This window comes from Niveispirillum irakense DSM 11586, from assembly GCF_000429645.1.
Lineage (GTDB): Bacteria > Pseudomonadota > Alphaproteobacteria > Azospirillales > Azospirillaceae > Niveispirillum > Niveispirillum irakense.
Window position 1 is genome coordinate 239943 of sequence record NZ_AUCG01000016.1, and the last position, 25640, is coordinate 265582.

Genomic DNA, 25640 nt, shown 5'->3' on the forward strand with positions numbered 1-25640 from the left:
GTCTTGTTGCGAAACGATCTTAACTGGAAAGGCGCCGACATCGGCTTGGATCGCCCGCACAAGCGCGGATGCGGGGGCCACAGGCCAATCCCTGATCCTGCGCGGGATGGCAGACCCGCCCCTGGCCGAAAGTAGATAGCCTGCGCCTGCCCCCTATATGAGCCTACAAAAATGTCCCTAACCGGCCTTTGGGGAGCGCAAAACGCGAACAAATATGCCCTGAATTTGAAATTATGCCTCTTTTGCCCGGACGCGGTTGACAGGGGTGGTTTTTTCACAGAAACGTCACTCCCGTCCGCGCGGGAATGCGTCCGGTGCATGGCAGGCCCATGCAGGATGAAGGCGCGATGGAGGGTTTCTGTAGATGCTGTCTTATGCTGTCCGGCGACTGCTGGAAGCGATCCCGACATTGTTGGTGATCGTTGCCCTGTCTTTCTTTCTGATGCATTCCGCCCCCGGCGGGCCTTTCGACAGCGAGCGCGTGTTGCCGCCGGAGATCGAGGCCAACCTGAAGGCGGCCTATAATCTCGACAAGCCGGTATGGCAGCAATTCGCGATCTATCTGGGCAATGCGCTGCAGGGTGATTTCGGCCCGTCCTTTACCTATAAGGACTTCACCGTCTCCGAACTGATCAGCACGGGCTTCCCCGTCTCGCTGAAGCTGGGCCTGTCGGCGGTGACGCTGGCGGTGATCATCGGCTGTACGCTGGGCATCCTGGCCGCCATGCGCCAGAACACCAAGACCGACTATACGGTGATGGGCTTCGCCATGGTCGGTATCACCATCCCGAATTTCGTGATGGCACCGCTGCTGACGCTGATCTTCGGCATCTATCTGGGGCTGCTGCCGGTGGCGGGCCTGGGCGACGGGTCGATCCGCAATCTGGTGCTGCCCGTCGTGGCGCTGGCTCTGCCGCAGATCGCCATTGTCAGCCGCCTGACCCGTGGCGGCATGGTGGAGGTGCTGCGCTCCAACTTCGTGCGCACCGCCCATGCCAAGGGCCTGCCCGAACATCTGATCATCACCCGCCACACGCTGCGGGCAGCGCTGCTGCCCGTCGTCTCCTATCTGGGACCGGCGATTGCGGGGCTGGTGACGGGCTCGGTGGTGATCGAGCAGATTTTCGGCCTGCCCGGCATCGGCCGCTATTTCGTCCAGGGCGCCATCAACCGCGATTACACGCTGGTGATGGGCACGGTCATCACCTACGGCTCGCTGATCGTGCTGATGAACCTTCTGGTCGATCTGGTCTATGGCCTGATGGACCCGCGTGTCCGGTACGACTGATCCAGGCCCTTTACGCATACCCGACCGCAATCTTCGCCTGAAGGATCCCTCCATGCGGCTTTCCCACCTGCTTCGTACCGGTGCCGCGATCGGCACCCTGTTCCTGCTGACCGCCTGCCAGCCTGACGGTCAGAAGGACGCTGAAGCGACCGCCCCGGCCAAGCCGACGGTGGCGGATGCGGCCGCATTTGTGGAGCGGGCGGAAGCCGAACTGGGGGCGGCACGGGTGACGGCGAGCCGCCAGTCCTGGGTGATGAACACCTATATCACCCCGGATACGCTGGCCCTGTCGTCAGCCGCCGGGGCGGAGTATAGCGCGCTGGTGGCCCGGCTGATCGCGGAGAGCAAGCAGTTTGTCGGGCTGGACCTGCCCGCCGATGTGGCGCGCAAGCTGGCCCTGCTGCGCAATGAAACGGCCCTGCCGTCGCCCGCTGATCCGGCCCTGAACAAGGAATTGTCGGAACTGGATGCCAAGCTGGGCGAGCTTTATGCCACCGGCAAGGTGTGCCGCGAGAATGGCAGTGACTGCCTGACGCTGGACGAGATCGACGATGTGTTCCGCACGTCGCGCGATGAGAAGGAGTTGAAGCGGCTCTGGACCGGCTGGCACAATGTCGCCCAGCCGATGCGCCCGATCTATCAGCGCGAGGCGGAGATCGCGAATATCGGCGCCAAGGAACTGGGCATGCCGGATGCCGGCACCCTGTGGCGCTCCGGCTATGACATGACGGCCGACCAGTTTGAGGCGGAAACCGACCGGCTGTGGGACCAGGTGAAGCCGCTCTATACCAGCCTGCACTGCTATGCCCGCACCAAGCTGGGCGAGACATACGGCACCGATGTGGTCCCGCAGGACAAGCCGATCCCGGCCCATCTGCTGGGCAATATGTGGGCGCAGGAATGGGGCAACATCTATGACATCGTGGCGCCCAAGCAGGCGACGCAGAATGTCGATGTCACGGCCCTGCTGACCAAGGCTGATTACGACCCGATCAAGATGACGAAGTCCGCCGAGGGCTTCTTCACCGGGCTGGGCTTCGAGCCGATGCCGCAGACCTTCTGGGAACGCTCCATGCTGACGCGCCCGAAGGATCGGGAAGTCGTCTGCCATGCCAGCGCCTGGGATATCGACGACAAGGATGATATCCGCATCAAGATGTGCATGCGGGTCAATGGCGACGATTTCCAGACCATCCATCACGAGATGGGGCACAATATCTATCAGCGCGCCTACAAGGCGCAGTCGACCCTGTTCCGCAATGGCGCCAATGACGGCTTCCATGAAGCCATCGGCGATTTCATCGCGCTGTCGGTGACGCCGGGCTATCTGGTGAAGCTGGGCCTGCTGGATAAGGAACCCTCCACCGAGGGGGATACCGGCCTGCTGCTGCAACAGGCGCTGGACAAGGTGGCCTTCCTGCCCTTTGGCCTGCTGATCGACAAATGGCGCTGGGACGTGTTCAACGGCAAGATCAAGCCGGAGGATTACAACAAGGCCTGGTGGGATCTGCGCACGAAGTATCAGGGCGTCGCCGCGCCGGTGGAACGTACCGAGGCGGATTTTGACCCCGGTGCCAAGAACCATGTCGCCACCAGCGTGCCCTATGTCCGCTATTTCCTGGCCCGTATCCTGCAGTTCCAGTTCCATCAGGCAGCCTGCCAGCAGGCCGGCTATACGGGGCCGCTGCACCGCTGCTCCATCGCCGGCAATGCGGAAGTGGGCAAGCGCTTCAATGCCATGATGGAAATGGGCGCCTCCAAGCCCTGGCCGGAAGCGCTGAAGGCCTTCACCGGCAGTGAGCAGATGGATGCCGGCGCCATGCTGGCCTATTTCGCCCCGCTGAAGGACTGGCTGGATAAGCAGAACGAAGGCAAGAGCTGCGGCTGGCAATAAGCAGCCTTCGGTGCCGGGGGCTTCCGGCACCAGAGTTTGAGTTGAGATAGTTTGCGTCACCCCCACGGGCTGTTGCCCGGCTGATGGAAGAGTTGAGACGATGGTGAAGGACGTCACCGGGTCCGGCGCCCGATCAAAGCTGATCGAGAAAGCCGCCGAGGAGGTACAGGGCCGGTCGCTGTGGCAGGATGCAAGGCGCCGCCTGTTTGCCAACAAGATGGCCGTCGCCAGCATGATCGTGCTGGGGATCATTGCATTGATGGCGATTTTCGCCGACCTGCTGTCCCCGCACGCCTATGACGAGGTCTATTGGGACTATATCGGTGTGGGACCGACGCTGGAGAACAGCCACTGGTTCGGCACCGATGCCAATGGCCGTGACCTGTTCATCCGCACCCTTTATGGCGCCAAGGTATCGTTGATGGTCGGCATCGTCACCACGCTGGTGGCGCTGATCATCGGCGTGGTCTATGGCGCCATCGCCGGCTATTTCGGCGGGCGGATCGACACGATCATGATGCGCATCGTCGACGTGCTGTACTCCATGCCGCTGATGTTCTTCATCATCATCCTGGTGGTGGTGTTCGGGCGTCACATCGTGCTGGTCTTTGTCGCCATCGGCTGTGTGGAATGGCTGACCATGGCGCGTATCGTGCGCGGCCAGACCATGTCGGTGAAGCGCAAGGAATTCATCGAGGCGGCGCGGGCGTCAGGGGTTTCCACCCCCAACATCATCCGCCGCCACATCATCCCCAATGTCATCGGGCCGGTGATCGTGTTCGTCACGCTGATGGTGCCGGTGGTGATCCTTGTGGAAAGCTTCCTGTCCTTCCTGGGTCTGGGCGTGCAGGAGCCGATGACGAGCTGGGGGGTGCTGATCTCCGAAGGGGCAGCGCAGATGGAAAATGCCCCGCATATGTTGATCTTCCCGGCCGTCTTCCTGGCGGTGACGCTGTTCTGCTTCAATTTCATCGGTGACGGTCTGCGCGACGCGCTGGACCCGAAGGACCGCTAAGGGGCGCCGGATATGACCGCAGTATTGGAAGTCCGCGACCTGAAGGTTCGCTTCGCCACGCCGGATGGCGAGGTCTCCGCCGTCAATGGCGTGTCCTTCGACGTGAATGAGGGCGAGTGCGTCGGCATTGTCGGTGAAAGCGGATCGGGCAAGAGCCAGCTTTTCATGTCCGTCATGGGCCTTCTGGCCAAGAATGGCCGCACGCTGGGGTCCGCCAAGTACCGGGGGACCGAACTGGTCGGCATGCCGGTGAAGGCGTTGAACAAGATCCGTGGCGACAAGATCGCCATGATCTTCCAGGACAGCATGACCGGCCTGACCCCGCATCTGCGCATCGGCAAGCAGATGACCGAGGTGCTGGTCCAGCACAAGGGCATGAGCGAGGCCGATGCCCGCAAGCGCGCCCTGGAAATGCTGAACCTGGTGCGCATCCCGGAAGCCGGCCGCCGCCTGGCCCAGTATCCGCATGAATTGTCCGGCGGCATGCGCCAGCGCATCATGATCGCCATGGCGCTGCTGTGCGAGCCGGAACTGCTGATCGCGGACGAGCCGACGACGGCGCTGGACGTGACAGTACAGGCCCAGATCCTGGACCTGATGGCCGACCTGAAAACCGTCACCAAGGCCGCCATCGTGCTGATCACCCATGATCTGGGCACGGTTGCCGGCCTGTGCGACAAGGTGCAGGTCATGTATGGCGGCCGGTTCATGGAAACCGGTACGGTGCAGGAAATTTTCTACAAGCCGGCCCATCCCTATACGGCCGGCCTGCTGGCCTCCATGCCGCGCCTGACGGAAGAACGGCAGGAAAAGCTCTACGCCATCCCCGGCCAGCCGCCGAACCTGCAGCGCCTGCCCAAGGCCTGCCCGTTCCAGGAACGCTGCACCTATGTGCATGACCGCTGCATCGACGAACTGCCAGTGCTGCGCCAAGTGGGCGATGCCAACGCCACCCTGACCGGCCATACCAAGGCCTGCCATCTGGTCAGCCTTCAGAATCCCGTCAGCGCCCCCCACGCCCCGTCCATCAATGTGGCCGCCGACGAAGCCCGGAGCGCCTGATATGTCGAAAGAACTTCTCCGCGTCGAGGGGCTGAAGGTCCATTTCCCCATCCGCACCGGCGGCATCCTGATCGGCCAATATACGCCGCTGAAGGCGGTGGACGGCGTGTCCTTCACCCTGAATGAAGGGGAAACGCTGGGTATTGTCGGTGAGTCAGGTTGCGGCAAGTCCACACTGGGCCGCGCCGTGCTTCAGCTCATCAAGCCGACCGATGGTCAGGTCGTATTCATGGGGTCGGAACTGACGGGCGTCGGCGCGGAGGTGATCCGCCAGAAGCGCGCCGACATGCAGATCGTCTTCCAGGACCCCCTGGCCAGCCTGAACCCGCGCATGACCGTGGGCGACATCATTGGCGAACCGCTGACCGTCTTCTTCCCCAAGATGAAGGCGGAGGAGCGCAAGGAGAAGGTCCGCGCGCTGATGGCCAAGGTCGGTCTGCTGCCGCAGATGATCAACCGCTATCCGCATGAATTCTCCGGCGGCCAGTGCCAGCGCATCGGCATTGCCCGCGCCATGATCCTGAACCCCAAGCTGGTGATCTGCGACGAGCCGGTGTCGGCGCTGGACGTGTCGATCCAGGCGCAGATCGTCAATCTGCTGATGGATCTGCAGCAGGAATTCGGCCTGTCGCTGATGTTCATCAGCCACGACCTTTCGGTCGTGCGCCATGTCAGCCACCGGGTGATGGTGCTGTATCTGGGCAAGGTGATGGAAATCGCCACGCGCGACGCCATCTATGCCGCGCCGCTGCACCCCTATACCCAGGCGCTGATCTCCGCCGTGCCGGTGCCCGACCCGGATATTGAGAAGAACAAGCAGCGCATCGTGTTGGGCGGTGACCTGCCCAGCCCGATGAACCCGCCGTCCGGCTGCGTCTTCCGCACCCGCTGCCCGCGCGCCACTGACATCTGCGCGCAGGAAGTCCCGGTGCTGGAGGAGAAGGCACCCGGCCATCGGGTTGCCTGCCATCATTGGGGCTTGCCGGAACAGAAACTGGTATAAAAACCTTCATTTTCATGCTGCTCAATAAAAACCCGGCGCCTTAACAAGCGCCGGGTTTTCTTTTGGAAATAAACTTTAGGATATATAAAACCATCTCCATTCATTTGAGAAGAAGACAATACAGTACTGGTATTATTAATATAAAAATTGCCTATATAGCAGGCAATTTCCATTGGTTTTGTTTTGTATGATACAAAAATAATGCACGATACGAATGTCGGGATTGCAATATAAAATTATATCCATTCGATAATGGAAAGGTTTGGTTAAGGAACATTTGAAAGCATGAGAAGTGTTCGAGCCAAATGCTCGACAGCTTCCCTTGCCAGCTCATGAGGTTCCAGCATGTCACCCAGATCGCCCGGGTTTCTCAACGTCAGCCTGTCCGGGCGGATCGTCGCCCTCTCCATCCTGTCGATGGCTTTCCTGGCGGCCGCGCTGTTTTTCACCAGCAATAAACTGGTGGATGACTATGCCCGCGCGGCCGGTGCGGAACAGCAGGACCAGGCGATGCGGGTAGCGTGGCAGGTGCTGGAGACTGTGGGGAAGACCTATCGCCAGGAGGGCGGTACGCTTTATGCCGCTGACACGGCGCTCAACAATTTCTTCGATCCTGTCGACACGGTCAGCCGCATCGCCGGCAGCACGGCGACAATCTTCATTGTCGACAAGGGCGAAGCGACACGCATCGCCACCAATGTCAAAAAGCCCGACGGCAGCCGTGCTGTCGGCACCAATCTGGCCCGCAACGCCGCTTTTGAAGCGGTCGTGACCCAGGGCAAAGCCTATCGCGGCGAGGCTGACATCCTCGGCACCACCTATCTCACCGCCTATGATCCGATCAAGGATGCCCAGGGCAAGGTGGTGGGTGTTCTCTATACCGGTGTCCAGAAGGACCGCTTCATGGCCCCGGTGGAGCAGTTGCAGAATACCCTGCTGCTGATTTCGGCCGGCATCACACTGGCGCTGGGTATCCTGTGCTGGTGGCTGATGCGCCGCTGGGCCGCCCGCCCGCTGCATGCCCTGTCCGATCTGCTGGAGAAGCTGGCTGAAGGCGATGCCGATGCCGTGCCGCCCGCCAGCGGCACCCGCCAGGACGAGATCGGGCGCATGCAGCGCGCCGCCATCACCCTGCGCGCCGCCGTGCTGGAGGCCTTCCGGCTGAAGCAGATGGTGGAGGATATGCCCCTGAACGTCATGCTGGCAGATGCCGCGCAGGATTTCCGCATCGTCTATGCCAACCGTGCCACGCTTACGGCATTGCCAAGCATTGCCGCCTCGCTGCCCGGCGGCGTGACCGATCCCGTCGGGCACCCGCTCAATATCTTCCAGAAGGAAAAGGGAGAGATTGGCAGCATCATAGCGCATCCGGAAAAACTGCCCTGGCGTGGCCATATCCAGGTCGGGGAGGAGCGGGTAGATGTGCGCATCGCTGCGGTTCGTGACAATAAGGGCCGCTATATCGGCCCCATGCTGACCTGGACCCTGGTAACGGCGCAGGTTCGGCTGGCCGAGAATTTCGAGGCCAATGTCCATGCCCTTGCCGCCCGTGTGGATGAGGCATCAAAGCAAATGTTGGGAGCGGCCGACGCCATGCGCCGCACTGCCGTGGGAACCGGCGAGAAGTCGGAGCATGTGGCGGCCGTGTCCGGCCGCGCCACCGGCAATGTGCAGACGGTGGCTGCCGCCGCGGAGGAATTGGCCGCCAGCGTGGCCGAAGTGGACCGTCAGGTCGGCCAGTCAGCCAATGTCGCCGGGCGCGCCCGCCTGGAAGCGGATGAAACCGGCCACTCCATGGCGGAACTGGCCGAAGCCGCTGCCCGCATTGGTCAGGTGGTGGAACTGATCAATGCCATCGCCGCCCAGACCAACCTGCTGGCGCTGAATGCCACGATCGAGGCGGCCCGCGCCGGGGAAGCCGGCAAGGGCTTCGCCGTTGTGGCATCGGAGGTGAAGACCCTGGCCACCCAAACGGCCAAGGCCACCGATGATATCCGCGAGCAGATTACCGCCATCCAGCAACGGACGGAAAAGGGCGTGCAGGCGATGAACCGGATCGGTGGCACGATCCGGGAGATCAGCGACGTGTCGGAGATGATCCTGGCTGCCGTCTCCCAGCAGAGCCAGGCAACGCGGGAGATCGCCCGCAGTGCTGCCGAGGCCGCCCAGGACACCCAGGACGTTTCCGACACGATCCTGGAGGTAACCCAGGCCGCCAGCGAGGCCGGTGGTGCCGCCACCCAGGTGGAGGCCACTGCGGGCACCCTGGACAGCGATGCGGGCAAGCTGCGCCAAGCCATTGATGATTTCCTGGCCCGGCTGCGGGCGGTGTAACCAGCCGGCTTGATCAAAGAATGGAAAAGGGGGAGGCCGGCACCTCCCCCTTTTCACTTTGCGCATGTTATTGATCGGGCCGCACGCTCTTGCCCGCAGGGACGCCCCAATGGCCCACAAGCTCCCCCTCTCCGCCTTCATCATCGCCCTGAACGAGGCCGACCGGATCGGCCCCGTCATCCGCGCCGTGCGGGATTGGGTGGATGAGGTGGTGGTGATCGACAGCGGCAGTACCGACGGCACCCAAGCCCTGGCCGCCTCCCTCGGCGCGCGGGTCATCCATCATGACTGGCCGGGCTATGGGCAGCAGAAACGCTTCGGGGAGATGGAATGCCGGCATGACTGGCTGCTGAATATCGATGCGGATGAAGAGGCCGTGCCGGAACTGGAAGCGGAGGTGCGCGCCCTGTTCGCCACCGGTTCACCGCCGCTGCAAGGCTATCGCATCCAGACGGTGATGACGCTGGACGGGCAGGCCCGGCCCCACCGGTTTGCCCCCCGGCATAATTACATCCGGCTTTATGATCGCCGCCACGGGCACTTTGCCGACAGCGAGACCCATGATGCCGTGATCATGGAAAGCGGGGCGGTAGGGCAGATCAAGTCGATCATCATCCACCGCTCCATCCGGTCCCATGCCGACCTGATCAACAAACTGAACCGCTACAGCAGCGCCCAGGCGGCAGAGATCATTGCCAGGGGCAAGGCCAGGCGCTTTTCGGCCTTGCGGCTGATGGCGGAATTCCCGGTCAACCTGCTGCGTTACTTCTTTCTGAAAGGCTATTGGGTGTTTGGTCTGCAAGGGCTGGAAATCGCGGCCATCATCGCCTTTTTCCGCTTCGCGCGGATAGCCAAGGTCCGGGAAAATCTGCGTAAAGGATAGGCCGCAGAACTTTCTTCATAGCCCCCCTTGAACAGAGGAACGCGCATACCATCTCGTGATCCGATCCGGGCCCCTCTGGCAGCCGATGGCGTCGGCTGTGATGTCGGAACGCGAAATCCCTCCCGCTTAACGCCAAGCATTATGGATGGAAGCGCTCCCCCATGGAGTTCCTGCTCACTTTCCTGTTCGATCCATTCATGGGCAAGCCCGTCTGGATCTGGCTCCTCTTCATCTCCATCGTCATTGCCCTGCTGATCTTCGATCTGGGCGTCTTGAACAAGAAGGATCATGAGATCGGCGTGAAGGAGAGCCTTGTCCTCTCCGCCTTCTATATCGGTATCGCCGTCCTGTATGGCGGCTGGGTCTGGTGGTATCTGGGTGCTGAACCGGGCGTCCAGTATTTCACCGGCTTCGCGCTGGAAAAGGCGCTGGCGCTGGACAATGTCTTCGTCATTTCGATGATTTTCAGCTATTTCGCCATCCCCCGCCTGTATCAGCACCGCGTGCTGTTCTGGGGTATCCTGGGCGTGATCATCCTGCGCGGCATCATGATCGGCCTGGGCGCGGCCCTGGTCAGTGAATGGTCCTGGGTGATGTATATTTTCGGTGCCTTCCTGCTGTTCACCGGCGTGAAGATGCTGTTCGCCAAGGACGAAGAACAGTCACTGGAAGGCAACAAGCTGATCGCCTTCCTGCGCCGCCACATGCGGGTAAGCGACGAAATCCACGGTCATTCCTTCTTCGTGAAGAAGGCCGATCCGGTAACGGGCAAGGTCGTGCGCTATGCCACGCCGCTGTTCCTGGCCCTGATCACGGTGGAACTGGCCGACGTTGTGTTCGCGGTGGATAGCGTTCCCGCCATCTTCGCCATCACGACAGACCCGTTCATTGTCTACACCAGCAACATCTTCGCCATCCTGGGCCTGCGCGCGCTGTATTTCGCGCTGGCCGCCATGGTCCACCGCTTCCATTACCTGAAATATGCGCTGGCCCTGGTCCTGGTGTTCATCGGTGGCAAGATTTTCTGGAACCAGTTCTTCGGCAAGGCCGACCCGGCGATTTCGCTGGCTGTCACCTTGATCCTGCTGACCGGTGGTGTTCTCTACTCGCTCTACCGCACCAAGCGGGACGCCCTGAATAGCATCGCTGCCGATTGATCGCCCCACGCCTGTTTCGGCAGGCAGAGAGGCATAAAAAAGCCGCGCAGGGGCGCCCCCTTGCGCGGCTTTCCTTTTAGGTACCCAACGCCCCCTTCCCCGGCGGGCGCGGGTGACAGCTAGATATATACGCTTACAGGGTCAGCCCGATCAGCGGTGCGACTTCCTGCGAGCCCCGCCAGATCATATCCAGCGCGACATAGAAGATCACAGCCAGACCGATATAGGCGATCCAGTGGAAGCGGTTCAGCAGCTTGGCAATGGCCGTTGCCGCCGCCCCCATGAAGGCCACCGACAAGGCCAAGCCCAGGATCAGCACTTCTGGATGTTCCTGCGCCGCACCAGCCACAGCCAGCACATTGTCCAGCGACATGGATACGTCAGCGATGATGATCTGGCGAATGGCCTGCCCCATCGTCTTGCCGCCATCGGCGGGCGCGCCTTCGGCCCGCGGATTGGCACCTTCGGGGCTCATCCCCTCGGCCACCATTTCCGCGCCCAGCGCCTCCTCCTCCCGGCTGGCGCGCAACTCACGCCACATCTTCCAGCAGACCCAGAGCAGCAGGATACCGCCGGCCAGCATCAGGCCGACAATGGCCAGCAGCTGCGTCGTGGCCAGCGCGAAGATGATGCGCAGGCCGACCGCCGCCAGAATGCCCCAGAAGATCACCTTGGCGCGTTGATGGGCGGCCACCCCAGCCGCCGCAAGGCCGACGACAATCGCATTGTCCCCCGCCAGCACGATGTCGATCAGAATGACCTGCCAGAGGGCATTCCAGAACGACACTTCAAAAAACATTTCCATTTACGATGCCCCTCTCCACTGCACTGGGCCCGTCATTACCACGGGACCGCTGAATGGCAACGCGCTGACATGGAAGGCCTGGGGCACTTGGCCTGCAGTGAAAAAAAGCCCGCTTCCGAGCGAATAGGAAGCGGGCCTTAAGTCTTGGCAGTTGGATCCTGCATGAATGATGACAGGACATCCGGAACATGGCCCCATAAAAACGACCTGTCAACGAAGTATTTTCAAATAAAGCGAAATAACTACTTACACCATTACTTATAAAAAGACAATAGAAATTTGTGGCTCCACTATAGACGGGCAGTAAAATCTAAAATATGAGATGAAATAAGGGTAAGCACGACCGTGGCGATCAAAATCGCAGCGGAACCCTTAAGCGGAAGGGGGGCCGGTGGGCCAGGGATTGAGCGCGCGGGATTGTTCACGCGGGGGGGCGCCGCCAAGCGTCAGATTGGTCAGGCGCAGCAAGGCCGGCAGGGATGCCACCGACTGGGCGGGCAGGCCATCGCCGCCGGACCCATCATCCCCACCCTGGGGGAAAGCCAACCCTTCCGTTGCGGAAGGGGCCGTGATGACGGGCTGCTGCTCGTCCGGTTGATCCAGGGGGGAAAGCGGCAGGATCGGCTGTGCCGGGGCGATGCCAGAACCAGGCATGCCCGCCGGCTCCCCCAGTTCGCGCGCCATCGCGCCCGCCCCTGACGGTGTCAGCAGCAGGATCGACAGGCTCAAAACCAGGATCAGGAGCCGATAAGGCGCCACGCCTTCCTTCCCCTCTAACGAGACAGAACGATCATCCCGCATCATGGACATAGTTTATGCGACGGGTCCAGATGATGCGGTCAGGTCGGCTCCGTATATGGCGCCGGGCAGAGGCGCTTCCAACCGGTTTCCGGCCAGAAGTTTCCACCGGATGGCGCCGAAGCATCATGGTCATTTTCACCAATTTTTGCGCCTCGCCCCAGTTTATCGCCTGTCAGACCAATGCGCCGCCCCCAACCGGAGCGGCGCGATGCCGGTTTTCCGCCCTTTTTCACGGATCACGCGCCTTGGCACGGTCGCTGCAATCGTGGCGGTCAACAGGCGCCGACAGGATCGGTCGCCACCGGGATCGAAGGGGGATGGTGATGAGTTCAGTGGAAACAGTGCTGACGCGGCCGGAGGAACAGGCCCGCACAATCACCGCCGCAATCCGCGTCCAGGCCGCGCGGGAGATGGAAGGGGTGGTCTGGCGGGCACGGTTGCGGCGCTGGCGTCGGCCCTTGGGGGTGGCCGGTATCCTGGCCGTGGGCATTAGCGGTTTCACGGCCCAGGTGGCGTTGAAGCCCGACGTAATGCGCGAAAGCCCGGCGGAACGGGTATGGTCAGTGGAAGCCGTCCCGGTCAGCCGGGGCGACCACCGTCCAGACATGATGGTGATGGGCACGGTGGTTGCCGGCCGGTCGGCGGAACTGCGCCCCCTGGTTGCCGGCACCGTGACCGCCATCGCCCCCGCCCTGCGCGATGGCGGCGTTGTCCGCGCTGGTGACATGCTGATGCAGATCGAAGCGCTGGATTACCAGCTTGCCCTGGACCAGAGCCGGGCCGAACTGGATGAGGCCCGCGCCCGGTTGGATGAATTGCGTGCCAATGCCAAGGCTGAATCGGCCCGTGCCGAGCTGGCCCGCCAGCAGATCGCCCTGAAGGAGCGTGATCTGGAACGCCACCAGTCGCTGTTCGACAAGGGCACCATCGCCATCGCCCGTCTGGAACAGGCGAAGATGGCGCTGGCCCTGGAACAGCAGACGGCTGAGGCGATGCAGAGCGCGCATCTGGCCGGTGTCGCCCGCATCCGACAGCAGGAAGCCGTGATCGACCGGTTGAAAGCCCAGGTGACCAAGGCGGAAACCGATCTGGCCCGCACCACCCTGACCGCGCCGTTCGATGGCTATATCGGTCAGGTCCGGGCGGAAATGGGCATGCGCGTGTCGGCCGGCGACATTGTCGCCACCCTGTCGGGCGCCCAGGGCCTGGAAGCCCGGGTTGCCCTTTCCACGGAAGCCTATGGCCGTCTGGTCGGCGACGGGGAAGGCGTGGTGGGAAGGCCGGCCCGCGCCACATGGCATCTGGGCGGGGAAAGCCTGACCTATGAAGGGCGGGTGGAACGGGTGATCGACCGGATCGACACCAGCAGCGGCGGGGTGACCATTTTCGTCCGGCTGAATGATCTGGGGGTGGAGCAGCCCCTGCGTCCCGGCGCCTTTGTGGAAGTGTCCCTGCCCGACCGGGCCTATGCCGGCGTCTATCGCCTGCCCGCCACCGCCCTGCATGGCGACAACATGGTTTACGCCGTGGATGGGGAAGGCCGCCTTGCCGCCCGGCAGGTGCAGGTCGTCGCCCGCACCACCGACAGCGTAATCGTCAATGGCGGTCTGGCCGAGGGGCAGAACATCGTCACCACCCGGTTCCAGGAGATCGGGCCGGGCCTGAAGGTGACGATGCGCACCGATACCGCCACCCTGCCCAGCCAGCAGGCCGAAGCCCCCGGCCAGGAGGGCGGACAATGAGCAGCGCCGCCATGATCCGCACCTTCATCCGCCACAAGGTGGCCGCCAACATCCTGATGATCCTGATGCTGATCGCGGGAATGTGGGCACTGGCCCGGCTGGAACGGCAGGTGGAGCCTGATTTTGAGGTGCCCGCCATCAATGTCACCGTCGTCTGGCCCGGCGCTTCCGCCGATGACGTTGACCGCAGCATCGTGGAAGCCCTGGAACGGGAGGTTCGCTTCCTGGATGGGGTGGACGAGCTTACCGGCCGCTCCCGTGAAGGGGTGGGCGAGCTGTTCGTGAATTTCAAGAACGGCACCGACATGACCAAGGCCCTGTCGGAAGTGGAAAGCGCCGTCGGCAATATCACCACCCTGCCACAAGGGTCGGAGCGGCCCATCATCAACCGCCTGACCATCTATGACGAGATCATGGAGGTGCTGATCGCCGGGCCGCTGCCGGAACCGGCAATGCGCGCGCTGGCCAAGCAGATGCGCGACAAGCTGATGCAGGAAGGGGTGGACCAGATCTATATGTCCGGCATGCGGGACACCGAGATCTGGGTGGAAATCCCGGCGCATGAGCTTGAGCGGCTGGATACCAGTATCGGCACCGTGGCCCAGCGCATCGGCAATGCCTCGACCGACGTGCCGTCCGGCACGCTGACCGGCACCATCGAAAAGCAGTTGCGCGCCCTGGGCCAGCAGCAGGATGCCGCCGGCGTCGCCGGCCTGACCATGCAGACGGACGCGGAAGGCCGCCGCCTGACCCTGGGTGACATAGCAACCGTGCGGGAAAACTATAAGGACAATTCCGTCTCCGGCCGGCATGAAGGCCAGCTCGCCATCCGGCTTTCCTTGCAGAAGGCCAAGAATGGCGACCTGATCGCCATCACCGAACGGGTGGACGCCTATCTGGAAAAGCTGCGCCCCACCCTGCCGCCGGGCGTGACCATCAAGAGTTTCGACCGCAATTCCGATGCGCTGGAACAGCGTGTGGGCATGCTGGTGGACAATGCGCTGGGTGGCATGATCCTGGTGGTGGCCGTGCTGGCCGTGTTCCTGCGGCCCTGGATCACCGGCTGGATCGTGGTGGATATCCTGGTCAGCTTCGCCGTCACCTTCGCCATCATGATGGCGCTGGGACAGAGCATCAATATGATGAGCCTGTTCGCCCTGATCATGATGATCGGCATCATCTGTGACGATGCCATCGTCGTGGCCGAACATGGCCAGACCCTGCATGAAAAGGGGATGGAGCCGCACAAGGCAGCGGAACGCGCAGCCCAGCGCATGTTCTGGCCCATCATTGCCGCCGCCACCACCACCATTGCCGCCTTTGCGCCGATGCTGCTGATGCGGGGCACGACGGGCGATTATGTGAAGCCGCTGCCGATGATCTCCATCGCCGTCATCCTGGCCAGCCTGGTCGGCTGTTTCCTGATCCTGCCATCCCATATCCGGCACGCGCTGCACAAGGACAGCGGCCCGCCGTCGCGTCTGCGCGCCGCTTTTGATGCCCGGTTCAACGCCTTCCGCGACGGCCCCTTTACCCGCGCCATCGCCTGGGCCACCCATAACCGCTATGCGACGGTGGCGACCGCCATCACCGTGATGCTGCTGGCCATCGGCCTGCAGGCGGGCGGCCACGTCCCCTTCACCTTCTCCCCCAGCCCGGAAGGCAAGCAGGCGCAGTTGAACCTGCTTTTCTCCCCCGGCACCCCGCGGGAGACCGTGGCCCGCCAGCTTGACGAGGCCGAAGCCGCCCTGTTCCGGGTGGAGGCCGCCTATGGGCTGAAGCGCGGCGAACTGGTGGAAATGACCTTCGGCCAGTTGGGCGTGACCACCGGCAATACCCTGCCCGAACAGGTGGGCGATTATGTCGGCTCCATGCGGGTCGAATTCTCCGAAGCCGACAACCGCGACCAGCGCCTGCCCGATATCATGAAGAAATGGGAGGCGGAGACCAAGCTGCTGCCCGGCATTGATCAGGTGATCTTCTCTGCCGAGCAGGACGGGTTCGGCGGAAGCTCCATCGGCTGGCGGCTGGCCCATGACGATCCCTATGTGCTGAAGGCCGCGTCGGAGGAACTGAAGAAAATCATGCTGACCTATGGCGGGGTCAGCGGGGCGCGCGACAACCTGCCCGCCGGCAAGCCGGAAATGGTCATCACCGTCACCCCGCGTGGCGAGGCCCTGGGCTTCACCACCGAGTCGGTCGGCCGTCAGCTTCGCGACGCGCTGGACGGCGCCATCGCCAAGCGCTTCGCCCGGGGGGATGAGGAAATCACCATCCGCGTCCGTCTGCCCGAAGCCGACCAGACGGAGGAACGGCTGCACAGCCTGAAGCTGAAGGCCCCGTCCGGCGAACTGGTGCCCCTGGCCGATGTGGTCAGCCTGCATGAACGGCCGGGCCTGTCCCGTATCCTGCGGGCCCAGGGACAGCGCGTTGTCTTCATCTATGCCGAGGTCGATCCCCATAAAGGCAATCCCGGCGAAATCCGGGAAGCGATCGAGAAGGAACACCTGCCCGCCATCATGGAAAAATACGGCGTGCGCCGGGACATGGGCGACGGATCACGCCAGGAGGCGGAGTTCTGGGCCGATTTCCAGCTCGGCATCTGGGTGGCGCTGGTGGCGATCTACCTTGTGCTGGCCTGGATCATGGGCGGGTTCGGTCGCCCGGCGGCGGTGATGGCAATCATCCCCTTCTCGGTCGCGGGTGCCATCTTCGGCCATTGGCTGATGGGGGCCGACCTGACGATGTGGAGCTTCATCTCCATCATGGGCATGGCCGGCATCCTGGTGAATGACAGTATCCAGGTGGTGACCAGCATCGACGACCGGATCGCCGCGGGGGAAGAGGTGGAAAGTGCCGTTGTCCATGGCGCAGCGGAGCGGCTGCGGCAGGTGGCCCTGACCTCGCTGACCACCATCTTCGGCCTGCTGCCGCTGATGCTGGAAACCCAGACCCAGGCGGCCTTCCTGGTGCCGATGGCCATCACCTTCGTCTTCGGCATCGGCACCGCCACCGTGCTGGTCCTGATGCTGATGCCGGCCCTGCTGCTGACCATCCACGATGCGGGTCGGGGCTTCCACCGGCTGGGCGGCTGGGCGCGCGCCTTTACCGGCTGGGTGATGCGTGATCCGGACAAGGCCCGGTCCTGACCAGGCACATGTGACATGGCGCGGTCCCGACCGCGCCATGTCTGTTTCAATACCCGTAAATCACAGCAGCCGGATCAAGGGCGCCAACACGGGATTGCCCTGAAGGGCGGCATGGAAGCGCCGGTCGGCAGTGATGATCGTACCGCCGCTGCGCTGGGCGGCGGCGACATAAAGGCAGTCATAAACCGGGTGGTTAATTGCCGTAGCCACAGATAAAGCGTCGGCTGTCAATTCCAGACTATCCATCGGGCGCACCGGTGCATCCCGAAGCGCTTGCAGCAACTCATCCGCCTCTGTTGATAATAATGTGCCCTGACGAACGCGACGCCACAGGGCGTTGGCACATTCCAACAACCAGATCGACGGCGCGACCAGCGTTTGGCCATTCAGCAGATCGGCTGCCCGATCACTGCCGACCTCCGGTGAAACCCATTTCAGCGCAACAGAGGCATCAATGATGATCGTCATCGGCTGTCACGATCTTCACGAATCAAATCGGCGCTATCATCCGTGATGCGACCAGCCAACCGGCTTCGCAAGGCTGCCGCCTTCAAGGCGAACAGGGTGGTATCCCAAACCAATGCCTGTTCCAGCAAGGCCCGATGTTCGGCTTCCACCGACCGGTTATTGCGGGCCGCCCGCGCCTTCAGCTTGGCGACCAGGGCATCATCCAGGCCGCGGACCAGTAATTGTGCCATGACCGAAGCTCCCTCAGGGGAAAATGATATCATGACGATATCATCTGCTTTTGCCCCTGTCGAATCGGCGTAAAAGCCGCTGCTTTGGTGCCATGCCATGTTCCGGCTTCGTTGCCCCTTGCCAGGGCGCGGGCGGTGAACGATCTTGGCTGGGCTTTTCACGTCCCCTCACAGGCAGAACCCTTTGGCCCGCCGCACCCGCCCGCCTGCTTCCCTTCCGCCTGTGGCGGCTGCCGTCCCGGCGGCGCCGGATGGGCCTGGGCTGCTGCTGGCTGCGGCGGCCGCCCTGGCCAGCCAGCAATTACGCCATGGGGCCGCGGTGGCGGGGCTGGTGACGGAAGCCTATTGGGCAGCCCTGGATACGGGCCTGCCCCTGGCACCGCCGCCCCGCGCCCTGCCCGCCCGGCTGGAAGCGGGGCTGGACGCGGGCATGGTTCGGATGGCGCGGGATTATGGCGCCGCCCTGGCCCCCCTGCCCGCCCCCATCGTGTGTGAGAAGCTGGGCGCGCTCTATGCCGGGTTGTTGAGCGCAGAGCATCGCGCCCGCCATGGCGTGTTCTATACCCCGCCCCCCCTGGCCGCCTGTCTGGCCGATCAGGCGGAAAAGGCGGGGCTGGACTGGACGAATGCGCGGGTGCTGGACCCGGCATCGGGCTGCGGTGCCTTCCTGGTCACCTGCGGCCTGCGCATGGCCGGCGCCTTGCGCGATGTGGAGCCGGCGCTGGCCGCCCGCGCCATCGCCACCCGGCTGCGCGGCTGGGAACTGGACCCCGTGGCCGCCTGGATTTCCGTGGTGATGCTGGAAGCGGCCTTGCTGCCGCTGCTGCGCGGCACCGGCCAGCGGCTGGGGGACTGCGTGCTGCCCGGCGACAGTCTGGACCGGGGGGAAGAACCCACCTTCGATCTGGTGATCGGCAACCCGCCTTATGGGCGCCAAGTGCTGCCCAAGCCGGTGCGCGCCCGATTCGCCCGCAGCCTGTTCGGCCATGCCAATCTGTATGGCGTGTTCATGGATCTGGCGGTGCGGCTGGCGCGGCCCGGCGGGCTGGTCTGTTTCCTGACCCCCAGTTCCTTCCTGGCTGGTGATTATTTCAAGCATCTGCGCCGCACCCTGGCGGAAGAAGCGCCCCCCCTGCGGCTGGACTTTGTGGAACAGCGCAAGGGCGTGTTCGACAATGTGCTGCAGGAAACCGTGCTGGCGACATATCGCCGGACCGGTGGCGGCACAAGGCGACCGCGCCGCGCCGATGTGCGGATGATCCAGATTGCCCCCGGCGGTGGTGCCATCACCCTGCGCGCTGCCGGCCATTTCACCCTGCCGGCGGAACCGACATCCCCCTGGATATTGCCCCGGCATGAGGGGGAGGCGGATTTAGCGGCCCGGCTGCGCGCCATGCCGCACCGGCTGGCCGATTGGGGCTATGGCGTCTCCACCGGCCCGCTGGTGTGGAACCGGCACAAGCCGCAGATCGGCGATATCCAGGGCAAGGGGGCCATTCCGCTGGTCTGGGCGGAAAGCATCACCGCCGATGGCCGCTTCCTTTATCGCTGCCAGAAGGCGAACCACAAGCCCTGGTTCACCCCTGGCCCCGGCGATGAATGGCTGGTCATCACTGCCCCCTGCGTGCTGTTGCAGCGGACCACAGCCAAGGAGCAGGCCCGCCGCCTGATCGCGGCGGAAATGCCGGCCAGCTTCATCGCCCCCCATGGCGGGGTGACGGTGGAAAACCATGTCAACATGCTGGTCGCGAAGGTGACAAAGCCGGCCATCGCCCCCGCTGTGCTGGCCGCCTTCCTGAACAGCCGGGCGGCTGACCGGGCCTTCCGCTGCCTGTCCGGGTCTGTTGCCGTCTCCGCATTTGAACTGCATGCCCTGCCGCTGCCGGCACCGGCGGATCTGGCACCATTGGCAAGGCTGGTAGCGCAAGGGGCGCCGCGTGACCGGCTGGACCGCGCCTGCGATGCGCTGTACGGCCTGTGACCATGGCCCTGCCCCCCCTGCTGGACCGGGCGGATATCTCCACCCGCCTGAAGCTGATCTTTCCGGAAGGCACGCCGGAGCGGGATAAGTGCATCCGTGATGCCGCCGCCGCCACCGTGGCCGCCTTCCTTTATATCGGCGCGGTGGAAGGGGCGGATATCTGGGCCAACCCGGTCCATGTGGTGCGCATGGGCGATAGCCGCATGCTGTTCGCCGCCGACGATGCGGCCCGCGCCGCCTATGCCAAGGCGGCCACCGCCATGGGCAACCGCTGGTATCAGGATAATAGCCGCGAACAGGTGCGCGACGAGGTGATCCGCCAGGGATTGATCCCCAATGGCGCCATCATCGAACGACCGGGCGTGCCCACCACCTCTTCCAAGCCGCGCTATGCGCTGGCTGCATCCTTCGCCGCCCTGTTCGCCCCGGCGCTGGCAGGCGATGCCCTGGCCGATGCGGCGGCGGCCTGGGCGCAGGCGACGCTGAACGCCGCCGCGCGTGCCCGCATCAATTCCCTGCGCGTTTCCACCGACCATGATGGGGAGGAGGTGCTGGTCCGCTTCCCCAACCGGGAAACGCGGCTTCTGGCGCCGGGCCCCAGTTCCCAGATCGCCAAGGCGGTGGTGGAGGAATTCGCCCCCCGTTTCCTGGCCGATCCCGTGGTGCTGTGGCTGAGCGAGAGTGCCGCCAAGGTCGCCGCGCGGGATGAGGGCTGGATCAAGCGTCTGGGCCTGCGCATCACGCCCGACCGCACCCTGCCCGACCTGATCCTGCTGGATCGCGGGCGCAGCGCGGACGACCTGATGCTGGTCTTCGTGGAAGTGGTGGCCACCGATGGCCCGGTGACGGAACAACGCGCCCTGGCCTTTGTGGAAATCGCCCGCGAAGGCGGCTTCCCGCCGTCACAGGTGGCCTGTGTCACCGCCTTCCTGGACCGGTCGCGACCAGAGGTGAAAAAGGCCCTGCCCTCGCTGGCCTGGGGCGGTCAGGTGTGGTTCGCATCCGAACCGGAACGGCTGATGCGCCTGTCCCCGGCCCCGGGACGGTTGCAGGGGTTTGGGACGGAGTAGGGGGGACTCCTTACCCCTGCCGCCCCGCTGCGGGCACGATATGGGACAGCAGGAACAGGCCGGCGGCGGATGCCACAATGGCCGGGCCGGTGGGCACATCGCCATAAAGGGAGGCGGCAAGCCCGCCGATCACCGATGCAGCGCCCAGCAATGCCGCCAGCCCGGCCATCACTTCAGGGGAGCGGGAGAAGCGGCGCGCCGTGGCGGCGGGGATGATCAGCAGCGATGTCACCAGCAGGATGCCCACGATCTTCATCGCCAGCGCGATGGTGGCAGCAATCAGCAGGGTGAAGCCCAGCCGCACCCAGCGCACCGGCACCCCTTCCACCCGCGCCAGATCCTCATCCACCGTGATCGCCAGCAAGCGGCGCCAGAGCAGGGCGAGGGCGGCCAGCACAACCACCCCGCCGCCCCAGATCGCCATCAGGTCAGCAGGCGTGACGGCCAGGATATCGCCGAACAGATAGGCCAGCAGATCAACCCGCACCGACTGCATCGCCGCCAGCGCGATCAGCCCGATGGACAGGGTGGAATGGGAAACGATGCCCAGCAGCGTGTCCGACGCCAGCCGCCTTTGTTCCTGCAACAATGTCAGGGCCAGCGCGATGGCGACACAGACCAGCATGATCCCGATATTGAGATCCAGCCCCAGCAGGAAGCCCAGCGCCACCCCCAGCAGGGCGGAATGGGCCAGCGTATCGCCGAAATAGGCCATGCGCCGCCAGACGACCAGACAGCCCAGGGGGCCGGCCAGCAACGCCAGACCAATGCCGGCGGCCAGCGCGCGGATCAGGAAATCATCCATGGCTGTGACCGCCGCCAGCAGAAGAAGAATGGGTATGGTGATGGTGGTGGGAATGGCCGGCACCGCCATGGTCATGGCCGCAATCGCCATGCACCTCATGCGGGGTATGTTCCTGCCCCACGGGCACGACGCAGCCATCATCGGCATGGGCATGGTCATGCAGATGGTGATAGACGGCCAGCGCCTCAGCATGGCGACCGAACAGGGCCATATATTCCGGATGGCGGCTGACATCTTCCGGCTTGCCCTGGCAACAGACATGCCGGTTCAGGCAGATCACCGTATCGGTGCGGGCCATCACCAGATGCAGATCATGACTGACCAGCAGCACACCGCAGCCGCGCCGGGCGCGGATATCAGCGATCAGGCCAAAAAGCTCAATCTGCCCATGCACATCCACGGCCTGCACCGGTTCATCCAGGACCAGCAGGTCCGGGTCGCGCAGCAGGGCGCGGGCCAGCAGCACGCGCTGCGTCTCCCCGCCCGACAGGGTCTGGATGGCGCGGTCAATCGTGTGGGCCGCCCCCACCTCTTCCAAAGCTGACTGCATGCGGGCGGCATCGGCCTTGACCCACAGGGCCAGGAAGCGCCGCACCGTCAGCGGCAGGGTCGGGTCCACCGCCAGCCGCTGGGGCATATAGCCGATGGAAAGGTCCGGCGCGCGGCGCACGCCGCCGCCATCAGGTCGCACCAGTCCCAAGGCCGCCTTGACCAGCGTGGTCTTGCCGGCCCCATTGGGGCCGATCAGGGTCACGATCTCCCCCGCCCGCACAGTCAGCGACACGCGGTCCAGCACCGTGCGCGACCCACGGCGCACGATCAGGCCATCTGTTTCCAGCAATATCGGGGGCGCGGACAAGAGACAGGGAACTCCGGACAAGGCTAGGCCCCGGCAGGCATGCCGGGGGTCTGCATAATGGGTATCCCGGTCGCCCAGAGCAACGCCATCCGGGCCAGCCCATGCCCGCCTTGCAGAAGGCGCAGGCTTAACCCCGCCCGCATGGCTTGACAAATGTTACATTGTAACAATTTATGCAGCAGCTTTGCCTGGAATATGATCATGCGCCGTTTATTGCCCCGCCTGTCGCTGCTGCTGGCCCTGTTGGCCCCCCTCCCCGCATTGGCCGCACCCGCGCCGGAGGTGGTGGTATCGGTGAAGCCGCTGCATTCCCTGGTGGCCGGCGTGATGGTGGGGGCGGGCACGCCCTATCTGCTGGTGCCGGGGGCGGCCAGCCCGCATGCCTTTGCCATGCGCCCGTCTGATGCCAAGGCGCTGCGTCAGGCCCGGCTGGTGGTCTGGGCCGGACCGGCGCTGGAAACCTTCATGGAGAAGCCGCTGACCGCTTTGGCTGGCAATGCCAAACGCCTGACCCTGATGGATGTGCCCGGTATGCGCACTGTGCCCGCCCGCGCCGGCGGGGTGTGGGAAGCGCATGATCATGATCACAGCCACGATCATGACCACGATCACGGGCACGACCATGATCACAGCCATTCCCATGATCATGATGCCACCCTGCTGGACGGGCATCTGTGGCTGGACCCACGCAATGCCCAGGCCATCACCCGCGCCGTGGCGGCAGAACTGGCCCGTCTGGACCCGGAGCGGGCCAGCCTGTACCAGCGCAATGCCGATGCCCAACTGGCCCGCATCGCCGCCCTGGATGCGGAACTGGAAGCATCCCTTGCCCCCGTGCGCAATCAGCCCTTCATCGTCTTCCACGACGCCTATCATTATCTGGAAGATCGGTATGGGCTGAATGCCGCCGGCTCCATCACCGTCAGCCCGGATCAGCGGCCGGGGGCCGCCCGGCTGGCCGCCTTGCGACAGGTGATCCTGGACCGCAATGCCGCCTGCGTCTTCTCCGAACCGCAGTTTGAGCCGGCCCTGGTCAGCACCCTTGTCGCCGGCACCAAGGCCCGCACCGGCGTGCTGGACCCGGAAGGGGCAAACCTGGCGGAAGGGCCAGAGCTTTACGACGCGCTGATGCGCTTCAACGCCCGCTCACTGGTGGATTGCCTTTCCGGGGGCTGATTCCAGACCCTGGCCTGTGCTATGCCGGTGCTTAGGCTTTGAGTGTGGAAAGCAGAAGGAACAGGGTTATGCGGATCGGGATCGTCGGCGGCGCAGGGCGTATGGGGCAGATGTTGATCCGCGAGGTAGCGGCAACGAAAGACGCCACCCTGTCCGGCGCCACGGAACGGCCCGGCGCCGGTGCCGTGGGTCGTGACCTGGGCACCCTGGTCGGGCTGGAGCCGATGGGCCTGACCCTGACCGATGATGCACCCACCCTGTTCGCCAACAGCGATGCGGTGATTGATTTCACCAGCCCCGCCGCCACCCTGGCCCATGCCGAACTGGCCGCCAGCCTGCGCACGGCGCTGATTGTCGGCACCACCGGCCTTTCCAGTGATGATCACGCCAAGCTGGCCGAAGCCGCCACGCGCACGCCGCTGGTCGTCTCCGCCAATTTCAGCCTGGGCGTGACCCTGCTGGCCGGATTGGTGCGCAAGGTCGCGGCCACGCTGGGCCCGGATTGGGATATTGAGGTGCTGGAGATGCACCATCGCCACAAGGTGGACGCCCCCAGCGGCACCGCCCTGGCCCTGGGCCGGGCCGCCGCCGCCGGGCGCGGCGTGGCGCTGGAGGATGTGAAGGATGCCGTGCGCGACGGCCATACCGGTGCCCGTCGTGCCGGCGATATCGGCTTCGCCACCCTGCGCGGCGGCGATGTGGTGGGCGACCATACCGTGATGTTCGCCACCGACGCCGAACGGCTGGAACTGACCCACAAGGCCGGCAGCCGCGCCATCTTCGCCCGCGGCGCCGTCCGCGCCGCCCTGTGGGCCGCCGGCAAGCCGGCCGGGCTTTACAGCATGGATGATGTGCTGGGGCTTTGAGGGTCTTGCTGTGCCGTCACCCATGCTGCGGCCAGGCTTCAGAGACCACAGGCGTCATTCTCTACAAACTGGACCCCGGCATCCGCCCATAGGCTAAGTCAGTCCCTTGGATAACGTGCCTTCCCCGCGAAAGCGGGGATCCAGGGGCCACAAGAACCAACGCTCAGGCGCCCTTGGCCCCTGGACCCCCGCTTCCGCGGGGGAGGCAGGACGGGTGCATTAGGCGAAGTTAGCGCCTATGGGCCTACGCCAGGGTGACGGGAGATATACAGCGCCCCCCTGACAAATCACCCTCACGCAATCTCCGTCACCAGCTTGCCCAGGATGGCAGCGCCGAAATCCTCCAGCGTGGCGGCGGACCGCACAAAGGCGGTGCGGCCGGTGATGACCTGATCGCTGTAATAATCTTCCAGCCAGTCATATTCGTTCAGGATCGCCAGGGCGTTGATGCCGACATTGGCCGCCGCCGCATAGCCACGGGCCGAGCGCGGATCAATCCCGGCATTGCTGAAACCGTTGGATACAACGTCGATGGTGCGTCGCGCCGACCGGTAGGGTGCCTTGTCCAACAGTTCCACCGCCCGCACCATGGCGCTGCCCAGCGCCGTTGATCCGCCCATGGCAATACCGGGGGCGGCATCGATCTCGGCGGCGAAGCTGTCGCAATCCGCCACCGATCCCAGTTCCCGCCAGGGGATCAGTGCCGTCAGCGTCTCCGGCCCGGCAAACTGGGCCAGCATCACGGCGATCCGGCGATGGGGGCCGTTGGTGATGGCATCGGCCACCGCCGGATGGCGGAAGGCCGCAGCATGGCCGCGAAGCTGGAAATCCAGCAGGCCTGTGTCGATGCTGGCGGACGCATCGACGGCCAGCAGCAATTGCAGATCCACCACGGGCGATGCCTGCGCCATCACCGGCCCCGCCAGCGACAGGGCCGCCGGCAGGGCGACGGCTTTGCCCAACAATTCACGACGCGACAGGCGCACTTCCGGTCAGCCTTCCAGTTATACCAACCTCCCTTGATCTTGACCGATCAAGGGAGGTTTCGTGTT

The 25640-nt window shown here is 64.1% G+C and carries 21 protein-coding genes; 14 read left to right on the plus strand and 7 right to left on the minus strand.

The features are described from left to right. Positions 1-364 precede the first annotated feature (364 nt). From oppB to G473_RS0104580, 8 genes are all read left to right on the plus strand, one after another. Complete coding sequence (gene oppB, locus G473_RS0104540; RefSeq protein ID WP_029012128.1) at positions 365-1288, plus strand: oligopeptide ABC transporter permease OppB; 924 nt, start codon at positions 365-367, stop codon at positions 1286-1288. Between the two features lie 52 nt (positions 1289-1340). Then, a complete protein-coding gene (locus tag G473_RS0104545; RefSeq protein ID WP_029012129.1) occupies positions 1341-3182 on the plus strand; it encodes a M2 family metallopeptidase in 1842 nt (613 codons plus the stop codon). Positions 3183-3282: 100 nt separating this feature from the next. After that, positions 3283-4197, plus strand: coding sequence for an ABC transporter permease subunit (locus G473_RS0104550; RefSeq protein WP_029012130.1), 915 nt, complete (start codon positions 3283-3285; stop codon positions 4195-4197). Between the two features lie 12 nt (positions 4198-4209). Next, positions 4210-5259, plus strand: coding sequence for an ABC transporter ATP-binding protein (locus G473_RS0104555; RefSeq protein ID WP_029012131.1), 1050 nt, complete (start codon positions 4210-4212; stop codon positions 5257-5259). 1 nt (position 5260) lies between these two features. Further along, the gene (locus G473_RS0104560) at positions 5261-6262 is read left to right on the plus strand and encodes an ABC transporter ATP-binding protein (RefSeq protein WP_029012132.1); all 1002 of its coding nucleotides are present in this window, start codon (positions 5261-5263) and stop codon (positions 6260-6262) included. Between the two features lie 345 nt (positions 6263-6607). Continuing rightward, positions 6608-8596, plus strand: coding sequence for a methyl-accepting chemotaxis protein (locus tag G473_RS28990; RefSeq protein WP_084437631.1), 1989 nt, complete (start codon positions 6608-6610; stop codon positions 8594-8596). A 109-nt stretch (positions 8597-8705) separates the two neighbouring features. Continuing rightward, the gene (locus G473_RS0104575; RefSeq protein ID WP_029012133.1) at positions 8706-9479 is read left to right on the plus strand and encodes a glycosyltransferase family 2 protein; all 774 of its coding nucleotides are present in this window, start codon (positions 8706-8708) and stop codon (positions 9477-9479) included. 161 nt (positions 9480-9640) lie between these two features. After that, entirely contained in the window at positions 9641-10636 is a 996-nt protein-coding gene (locus G473_RS0104580; RefSeq protein ID WP_029012134.1) for a TerC family protein, read from the plus strand. 133 nt (positions 10637-10769) lie between these two features. Here the strand turns inward: G473_RS0104580 and G473_RS0104585 are convergent, their stop codons facing one another. Then, the gene (locus tag G473_RS0104585; protein WP_029012135.1) at positions 10770-11441 is read right to left on the minus strand and encodes a TerC family protein; all 672 of its coding nucleotides are present in this window, start codon (positions 11439-11441) and stop codon (positions 10770-10772) included. A gap of 372 nt (positions 11442-11813) precedes the next feature. Further along, positions 11814-12200: a hypothetical protein gene (locus tag G473_RS0104590; RefSeq protein ID WP_154667259.1), complete on the minus strand. Its 387-nt coding sequence runs from the start codon at positions 12198-12200 to the stop codon at positions 11814-11816. Between the two features lie 365 nt (positions 12201-12565). Between G473_RS0104590 and G473_RS0104595 the strand changes: the two genes are divergently transcribed. Together G473_RS0104595 and G473_RS0104600 are read left to right on the plus strand one after the other, a co-directional pair. Beyond that, positions 12566-13984: an efflux RND transporter periplasmic adaptor subunit gene (locus G473_RS0104595; protein WP_161630940.1), complete on the plus strand. Its 1419-nt coding sequence runs from the start codon at positions 12566-12568 to the stop codon at positions 13982-13984. Continuing rightward, a complete protein-coding gene (locus G473_RS0104600) occupies positions 13981-17133 on the plus strand; it encodes an efflux RND transporter permease subunit (RefSeq protein ID WP_029012138.1) in 3153 nt (1050 codons plus the stop codon). The genes G473_RS0104595 and G473_RS0104600 overlap by 4 nt, the downstream gene beginning before the upstream one ends. A 60-nt stretch (positions 17134-17193) precedes the next feature. Here the strand turns inward: G473_RS0104600 and G473_RS0104605 are convergent, their stop codons facing one another. After that, positions 17194-17601 (minus strand): type II toxin-antitoxin system VapC family toxin, encoded by a 408-nt coding sequence (locus tag G473_RS0104605; RefSeq protein ID WP_029012139.1) that lies wholly within the window; start codon positions 17599-17601, stop codon positions 17194-17196. Then, positions 17598-17831 carry a FitA-like ribbon-helix-helix domain-containing protein gene (locus G473_RS0104610; RefSeq protein ID WP_029012140.1) on the minus strand — a complete coding sequence of 78 codons (234 nt, stop codon included), beginning with the start codon at positions 17829-17831 and terminating at the stop codon, positions 17598-17600. The genes G473_RS0104605 and G473_RS0104610 overlap by 4 nt, the downstream gene beginning before the upstream one ends. A 184-nt stretch (positions 17832-18015) precedes the next feature. Here G473_RS0104610 and G473_RS25095 point away from each other — a divergent pair, with 184 nt between their 5' ends. Together G473_RS25095 and G473_RS25100 are read left to right on the plus strand one after the other, a co-directional pair. Further along, positions 18016-19812, plus strand: a complete 1797-nt coding sequence (locus tag G473_RS25095) for an HsdM family class I SAM-dependent methyltransferase (RefSeq protein WP_161630941.1) — start codon at positions 18016-18018, stop codon at positions 19810-19812. Positions 19813-19814: 2 nt separating this feature from the next. Further along, complete coding sequence (locus G473_RS25100; protein WP_084437633.1) at positions 19815-20882, plus strand: BsuBI/PstI family type II restriction endonuclease; 1068 nt, start codon at positions 19815-19817, stop codon at positions 20880-20882. Positions 20883-20892: 10 nt separating this feature from the next. On the opposite strand, the gene G473_RS0104625 is transcribed toward G473_RS25100, so the two are convergent. Both G473_RS0104625 and znuC read right to left on the minus strand, forming a co-directional pair. Next, positions 20893-21687, minus strand: coding sequence for a metal ABC transporter permease (locus G473_RS0104625; protein WP_029012141.1), 795 nt, complete (start codon positions 21685-21687; stop codon positions 20893-20895). After that, a complete protein-coding gene (gene znuC, locus G473_RS25105; RefSeq protein ID WP_084437634.1) occupies positions 21680-22546 on the minus strand; it encodes a zinc ABC transporter ATP-binding protein ZnuC in 867 nt (288 codons plus the stop codon). Before znuC ends, G473_RS0104625 begins: the two co-directional genes overlap by 8 nt. 201 nt (positions 22547-22747) lie before the next feature. On the opposite strand from znuC, the gene G473_RS0104640 reads away from it, so the two are divergent. Both G473_RS0104640 and dapB read left to right on the plus strand, forming a co-directional pair. Next, positions 22748-23722, plus strand: coding sequence for a zinc ABC transporter substrate-binding protein (locus G473_RS0104640; protein ID WP_035705369.1), 975 nt, complete (start codon positions 22748-22750; stop codon positions 23720-23722). Positions 23723-23790: 68 nt separating this feature from the next. Next, positions 23791-24588 carry a 4-hydroxy-tetrahydrodipicolinate reductase gene (dapB, locus tag G473_RS0104645; protein WP_029012143.1) on the plus strand — a complete coding sequence of 266 codons (798 nt, stop codon included), beginning with the start codon at positions 23791-23793 and terminating at the stop codon, positions 24586-24588. A 293-nt stretch (positions 24589-24881) separates the two neighbouring features. On the opposite strand, the gene G473_RS25115 is transcribed toward dapB, so the two are convergent. Continuing rightward, positions 24882-25574, minus strand: coding sequence for a DUF1194 domain-containing protein (locus G473_RS25115; RefSeq protein ID WP_051329879.1), 693 nt, complete (start codon positions 25572-25574; stop codon positions 24882-24884). Positions 25575-25640 lie beyond the last annotated feature (66 nt).